7 protein-coding genes are annotated in these 6679 nt (G+C 40.8%); 5 read left to right on the top strand and 2 right to left on the bottom strand.

Going from position 1 to position 6679, the window contains the following annotated elements; genetic code table 11:
* The 4 genes from L656_RS0114590 to L656_RS0114575 all read left to right on the top strand — a co-directional run.
* The coding region (locus L656_RS0114590; protein WP_024599749.1) for an enoyl-CoA hydratase-related protein at positions 1-445 on the top strand (445 nt) is incomplete at its 5' end.
* The gene (locus L656_RS0114585; RefSeq protein WP_024599748.1) at positions 445-1596 is read left to right on the top strand and encodes an enoyl-CoA hydratase/isomerase family protein; all 1152 of its coding nucleotides are present in this window, start codon (positions 445-447) and stop codon (positions 1594-1596) included. The genes L656_RS0114590 and L656_RS0114585, both read left to right, overlap by 1 nt.
* A gap of 10 nt (positions 1597-1606) precedes the next feature.
* A complete protein-coding gene (gene mmsB / locus L656_RS0114580) occupies positions 1607-2506 on the top strand; it encodes a 3-hydroxyisobutyrate dehydrogenase (RefSeq protein ID WP_024599747.1) in 900 nt (299 codons plus the stop codon).
* Between the two features lie 9 nt (positions 2507-2515).
* Positions 2516-3286, top strand: a complete 771-nt coding sequence (locus L656_RS0114575) for an SDR family oxidoreductase (protein ID WP_024599746.1) — start codon at positions 2516-2518, stop codon at positions 3284-3286.
* 74 nt (positions 3287-3360) lie between these two features.
* On the opposite strand, the gene L656_RS0114570 is transcribed toward L656_RS0114575, so the two are convergent.
* The gene (locus L656_RS0114570) at positions 3361-4329 is read right to left on the bottom strand and encodes an integron integrase (RefSeq protein ID WP_024599745.1); all 969 of its coding nucleotides are present in this window, start codon (positions 4327-4329) and stop codon (positions 3361-3363) included.
* A 237-nt stretch (positions 4330-4566) separates the two neighbouring features.
* Here L656_RS0114570 and L656_RS0114565 point away from each other — a divergent pair, with 237 nt between their 5' ends.
* Positions 4567-5580 carry a hypothetical protein gene (locus L656_RS0114565; RefSeq protein WP_024599744.1) on the top strand — a complete coding sequence of 338 codons (1014 nt, stop codon included), beginning with the start codon at positions 4567-4569 and terminating at the stop codon, positions 5578-5580.
* Between the two features lie 49 nt (positions 5581-5629).
* Here L656_RS0114565 and L656_RS0114560 read toward each other — a convergent pair.
* The coding region (locus L656_RS0114560) for an IS110 family transposase (protein WP_024599743.1) at positions 5630-6679 on the bottom strand (1050 nt) is incomplete at its 5' end.

Below are 6679 nucleotides of genomic sequence, written 5' to 3'. Positions count from 1 at the left end.
AGAGGTGGCGCTTGCGTGCGATATACGTATTGCGGAAGAGCAAGCGCAAATGGCGCTGCCTGAAGCTAAAGTAGGGTTATTACCCTGTGCGGGTGGTACACAAAATTTAGCATGGCTTGTAGGCGAAGGCTGGGCAAAACGCATGATTTTATGCGGCGAGCGCTTAAAAGCCGATAAAGCCCTACAAATTGGCTTAGTAGAGGAAGTAGTACCACACGGTGAAAGCTTTGCAGCTGCATTAAAACTTGCAAACCAAGTGGCCGATCAAAGCCCTAGCTCGGTAGCTGCGTGTAAAACTTTGATTCAAAAAGGGCGTCATCAACCCATGGCAAGTGTATTGCCTCTTGAGCGTGAATTGTTTGTTGGTTTATTTGATACCGAAGATCAACAAGAAGGCGTAAATGCCTTTTTAGAAAAACGCCGCGCTAACTGGGTAAACGGCTAATGAGTGCTTTAACATTATTAAATAGCGCTGATGAACCCGTGGTATTTGAAACCACAACCGCAGAAAACGGCAGTTTAATTGGGCTTATTACACTCAATGCGCCAAAAGCATTAAATGCGCTTAATTTTGAGATGATAAAATTACTTGAGCCGCAATTGCGAGCTTGGCAAGACGATGAAACTATTGCAATGGTTTTGTTAAAAGGCGCAGGCGATAAAGCATTTTGTGCCGGTGGCGATGTTGTGAGCCTTCATCATGCGATGGCGCAGGGTAAACCAACAAGTTTAGTTGAAGATTTTTTTACACTTGAGTACAAGCTTGATTACCTTATTCATACCTTTGATAAACCAATCCTTGTTTGGGGTAACGGCATAGTGATGGGCGGCGGTTTAGGGCTAATGGCCGGTGCTAGCCACCGCGTTGTAACCGAAACATCACGCATTGCCATGCCAGAGCAAACCATAGGTTTATACCCAGATGTAGGCGGCAGTTACTTTTTACATAAAATGCCACAAAGCGTCGGGCTATTTTTAGGGCTAACGTCAGCATCAATTAACTGCGACGACGCGCGTTTTGTATCGCTTGCAGATCACTTTATCGATAGCAACAAATATGATGCCATGCTTGCGCAAATTTTAACTGCCAAGTGGGGCAAAACTGCGAGCTTAAATCATGATCGATTAACCGATTTACTCACCGATTTAGACAACCAGTCGGCGCGTATGCCAAAAGGCAATATAAAAGCTAACCTAAAAACGATTCAGAAACTGGGTGAGTTTAAAACCTTGCAAGAGCAGGTTAATTATATTTTAGGGCTAACCACTGATGACAAGTGGCTACAACGCGCTCAAAAATCACTTAAACACGGATGCCCATTAAGTTGTGCACTCGTTAGTGAGCAATTAAAAACCAGCAAAGGCAAAAGCTTATTAGCGTGTTTTAAAATGGAGCTAGGTATGTCGGTTCGTGCTGGCGAAGTAGGTGAGTTTCAAGAAGGTGTAAGGGCGTTATTAATAGGTAAAGACGGCGCGCCTAATTGGCAGTACAAAACACTTAGTGATGTACCACAAACAATAATCGACAGTTTTTTTGCTAATCGCTTTGGCGAAAAACACCCTCTCAATGGCTTAGACACGCCATCACACAAATAAAGGAAAGACGATGACTAAACTCAATATTGGTTTTATCGGCTTAGGTAATATGGGCGGCCCAATGGCGGCTAACTTAATTAAAGCAGGCCATACTGTTAGCGTGTTTGATTTAAACCAGTCGGTCGTAAATGAGCTTGCAAGTAAAGGCGCAAAAGCAGCAGTTGATGCAAAGCAGTGCGCAACTAATGCTGACGTACTTATTAGTATGTTACCTGCGGGCAAACATGTTAAGTCGCTTTACTTAGGTAATAACGACGACAGCGGTTTAATTAACGGGCTGAGCAACAATACATTAGTAATTGATTGCTCAACAATAGATGCAGAATCAGCACGTATTGTAGGCAGTACACTTGGTAAACAAGGCATAAGCTTCGTTGATGCACCGGTATCGGGCGGCGTTGCAGGCGCAACTGCTGGCACTCTTACCTTTATTGTAGGTGGCGAAAAAGCAGCGTTCGATAAAGCAAATACAGTGCTTAGTGATATGGGTAAAAACATATTTCATGCAGGCGATATTGGCGCAGGGCAAGTAGCAAAAATATGTAATAACATGCTACTTAGCATTTTAATGGCAGGTACCAGCGAAGCACTGCAAATGGGTATTAACAACGGCCTCGATCCTAAAGTACTTAGCGACATTATGACCGCAAGTTCGGGCCGTAACTGGACGCTTGAACTTTACAACCCTTGCCCAGGTGTAATGGATGCAGCCCCTGCAAGTAACGATTACAAACCTGGCTTTATGGTCGATTTAATGGCTAAAGATTTAGGCCTTGCTATGGAAGCCGCGCAGCAAAGTAATTCATCAACCCCAATGGGTTCAATGGCTAAAAATTTATACACTATGCTACAGCACCAAGGTGCGGGTAGTGATGACTTTAGTGCCATTTTTAAACTGTTTTCAAAGTAGGAGCAACGCGTGGAAATTAAAAATAACACGGTAGTAATAACCGGCGGCGCACAAGGTTTAGGCTTTGCAATGGCGCAAAAGTTTGCACTTATGGGTGCTAACATTGCTTTAATAGATATGGCACAAGATTTATTAAACACCGCATGCGAAGAACTCACACAGCTTGAAGGTGTAACCAGCAACATAAAAGGTTATGCCGCAAACGTAACCACTGAGAGCGAAGTAGAAAACGTATTTAATACCATCAACAGCGATTTTGGCCATATTGGCGTGCTTATAAACAACGCCGGTATTTTACGCGACGGCATGTTTATAAAAGCTAAAGATGGCAAGGTCGTTAAAAAAATGTCTCTTGAGCAATTTCAATCAGTGATTGATGTAAACCTAACCGGTGTGTTTTTAGCAGGGCGGGAAGCTGCAAGCCACATGATTGAATCAGGTAAAGGCGGCGTTATAGTTAATATGTCGAGCGTAGCGCGCGCAGGCAACATAGGCCAAACAAACTACGCAGCATCAAAAGCAGGCGTAGTGGCACTTACCACCACATGGGCTAAAGAACTTGGCCGATTTGGTATACGTGTAGGCGCTATTGCACCAGGTGTAATAAGCACCGCCATGACCGACGCCATGAAGCCCGAAGCCAAACAACGTATGCTTGCAGTAACGCCAGTAGGGCGCTTAGGCGAAAGCGACGAAATTGCGCATACTGCACAATACATAATCGAAAACGACTTTTTTACCGGTCGCGTGGTTGAAATAGACGGCGGCATTCGTTTGTAAACCGAACTGGATTAAGATTGATTTAAAAAGCATGGCGCTTGTGGGCTGTGCTTTTTTGTTTTAAATCGGGGAGTTTATAATCTTGAAAAAGGGCTGATAACCCCGTTTGCACCTTGCTGCAATACATGAGTATAAATTTGTGTGGTTTTAACATCAGAATGGCCAAGCTGAGCTTGAACAGTTCTTATATCGGCGCCATTTTGCAGTAGATGAGTAGCAAAAGAGTGCCTTAATGTATGAGGTGTTATTATTTTTGTTAACCCTGATTTTTGGACGGCTTTTTTAACCTCTTTTCTAATACAAGAGTGATGAAAATGATGTCGCCTTATTTCACCACTTTGAGGATCTGAACTTAACATATGAGAAGGAAATAAATATTGCCATGCTAGTGTTTTTGCGGCTGAAGGATATTTTTTTGTTAAGGCATATGGCATCCACGCGCCGGCATATTTAGTGTTATTTAAATCAAGCTTTAGGTAGTCATCAACGTTTAAAATTTGAGTTCTCAGCATAGGGATCAGCTCTGTAGCGAGCGTTACAATACGATGTTTATTTCCTTTGCCATTCCATACTTGAATACATTTATAATCTAAATCAATATCTTTCACCCTTAATTGCACCGCTTCCATTACTCTTAAACCACTTCCATACATAAGGGCTGCAATTAAATAATAGCGCTTATTTAAATGAGCCATCAACATTTTAACTTCCTCTGGGGTCATCACGACAGGGAGCTTTGCTTGTTTTTTACTACGGGCAAAATTTAAATTTAATGAAAGTTCGTTTTTTATTATATGTTTGTATAAAAATGACAATGAATTGAGTGCAGTGGCTTGCGTACGTGGTGCAACGTTTTGTTTTAACACTAAATGTTCTAAGTAGCACTCGACTTCATTGTCTCCCATTGAGGTGGGGTGGCGTTTATTATGAAAATGGATATAAGATGCAATCCATCTTAGGTAGGTATCGATGGTGCGTAATGAATACTGACGTACCAACATATAATCGGCTATATAATTTAAAAATGGAGAGCGTGTTTTCATATTACCACCAATAATATGGCTGTATTTATATACAGTATAGTTGCACTGCTCCCATATTCAAGAAAATGAGCGACGAGCGCATTTTGTCTTTTATTGAGAGTTTGTGTGCTAGTAAAAAATTATATATAGCAATGTGTTAAGTTATTTGGTAAAAATGATTTATTGAATACATGAGCGTGACATTGGCAGATATATGCGCGATGAGCGCACTATAAAATTGTTAGGAGGTAAAGTAGCATGGAGCTTAATCAAAATATGGAAGAGTCTGTAATATCAGCAGTAAAAGAGTTCGCGAGCTCTATGAACTCGGGACAAAAAGTGGTTGCTGATATGTCTACCCTGATTAATGCTACATCTTGCTTACCATTATCGAATTTAGATTATTTGGAACGATTAATTCGATGTGAATTTTCTTCTGCACTGGAATCTACAGCTCAACCTAAATGGAAGGTTTGGGTTAAGCCTTCTCCATTTTTAACATGGATTGATTTGTGCAGTTGGGATGGATACAAACGAGAGAAAACACTGCGCACTTTAACTGAAGGTGCTCCAAATAGTTTTTTCTTTGCAATTACCCTTCGTAGATTGAATGACTGGGTTCCTGAGGTACGAAAAGCAGCAAGAGAAAAGCTTCCACTAATTGCTAACTTATCTAATCCTACTCATGTTGCAGACGCTTTAAGTTTAGCTCTTTCAAATTGGAACTCTTGGGGGAGAATTGAAGATTCAGATAAAGAAGTATTACTTGATATTATAAGTAACAAAGAGATTGGCAAAGCGCTCAGGTCAAAAATCACTTCAGATGCTTCAGGCCCTTTAACGTCTATTTTTTCTCAAATTGGCCGTACACCAACATTTGATAAATACCTTGATGAAATAGCTGATAATGCAATTCAACCTTCTGTCAGAGCTAAAGCATATAGAAGTCAATTTGAAGGGGAAATGAGTTGGCTTGAAGGTCGAAAGTGGGAATGGACTGATATTAGATACTGTAAAGGCCGCATGAAACCAATAACTTCTGAGAGAAAGTTGACTGTAAATAATCCTTTTTTGAAAACGTTAAAAAGTGCGTCAATTGATCGTTCTTCAATAGTAAGAAGAATCGCAGCAGAATTCCTTATTAAAAGAATAGAGTTACTTGGAGATGAGTCTCTAACACTTGCAAACTTATTCTCAAAAGATACATCTAAGGCTGTTTCTGAGCGAGGAGTATTTGCATTAAAAATGTTAAAAGAAAAAGGGATTAGGTAAGCGTAAAAACCTCCTAACAACACGCCCTGAGGTGGACGACTAGTAAAATTTAGCTATTAACTGCAAATTTTAAAAGTGGTGAGCCTCTGCGTTTTAAGGCCGCTAAATACGTCGATTCATCGTAGGGTGTATTCGTTTTCCAACACCTAAATACAATCCTTATCCATTTAAATGCCAGTGATCTAATTATGCTGTTATGCGGCTTACCCTTGGCTTTTTGTTGCTCATAATACGCTTTAGCCCAAAACGAATAACGAATAGAAAAGCCTGCCCATTCTACAAATGTTTGCCTTAAAAAAGTGGGGCAACTATAACGCCAATGAGTCCACATTTTTTGACCACTGCGCTCAATAACAGGCGCTATACCCGCGTACTTTTGAAGTTCTGCAGCATCATTATAACGCGCACGATTACTCCCAAAAGGAACAAGTAAACGTGGGGCGAGTTGTGGACCTGCACCGGGTAAGCTATCAAATATCTTTTTATCTTGCTGGGCTTTATAAGCCGATTTTATTGCTTTATCGAGCTTTTCAATACCTTTTAATAACACTTTAAATTGCGTAATAAGCACTTCAACGAGCATTTGATTAGGCACAATGACGCCTTCATCCAGAGTTAATGGCATTGAATTTTTAATACTGTCTAATCGTGCATTATTGACCGTGGAATAGTGTGAGTTATGACTCTCAAAAAAGTCGAGTAAAGTCTGTTTTCTTGCTTTTTTAACCGCTGTGAGTGACGGCCATTTCTGAATGAAGTCGCAGAATATATACGTGTCCTTTTCTTTAAACCATTCAAGTGCCTGCGGGTAATAATTTTTTAATGTCGCTGTTATTTTATTGGATAAATCGACACTGTCTTGCACTAAACTTCGGCGATATTCAACAAGCTGAGACAGCGTTCGCATAGCTGCTGACTCAGGCTCAATGACAGACAGCTTATCCATGTGTAACGTGAGAATTTCAACTTGTACAAAGGCATCTGATGGGTCATCTTTTGCGCCACTGGGCGTAAAAGCCTGGCGGTATTTAGCAACAGCACAAGGATTCACGGTAAATAAAGTAAGGTGGTCGTATTTAGCTAATGCATAAATAAGCGG

The sequence above is a fragment of the Pseudoalteromonas sp. TAE56 genome, assembly GCF_000497955.1.
Lineage (GTDB): Bacteria > Pseudomonadota > Gammaproteobacteria > Enterobacterales > Alteromonadaceae > Pseudoalteromonas.
Note: the sequence above shows the minus strand (reverse complement) of the source record. Positions and strands in the feature narration are given on the sequence as shown.

Coding starts and splice junctions, on each gene's coding strand:
- L656_RS0114585 (WP_024599748.1), top strand. CDS start 445: ATGAGTGCTTTAACATTATTAAATAGCGCTGATGAACCCGTGGTATTT.
- mmsB (WP_024599747.1), top strand. CDS start 1,607: ATGACTAAACTCAATATTGGTTTTATCGGCTTAGGTAATATGGGCGGC.
- L656_RS0114570 (WP_024599745.1), bottom strand. CDS start 4,329: ATGAAAACACGCTCTCCATTTTTAAATTATATAGCCGATTATATGTTG.
- L656_RS0114565 (WP_024599744.1), top strand. CDS start 4,567: ATGGAGCTTAATCAAAATATGGAAGAGTCTGTAATATCAGCAGTAAAA.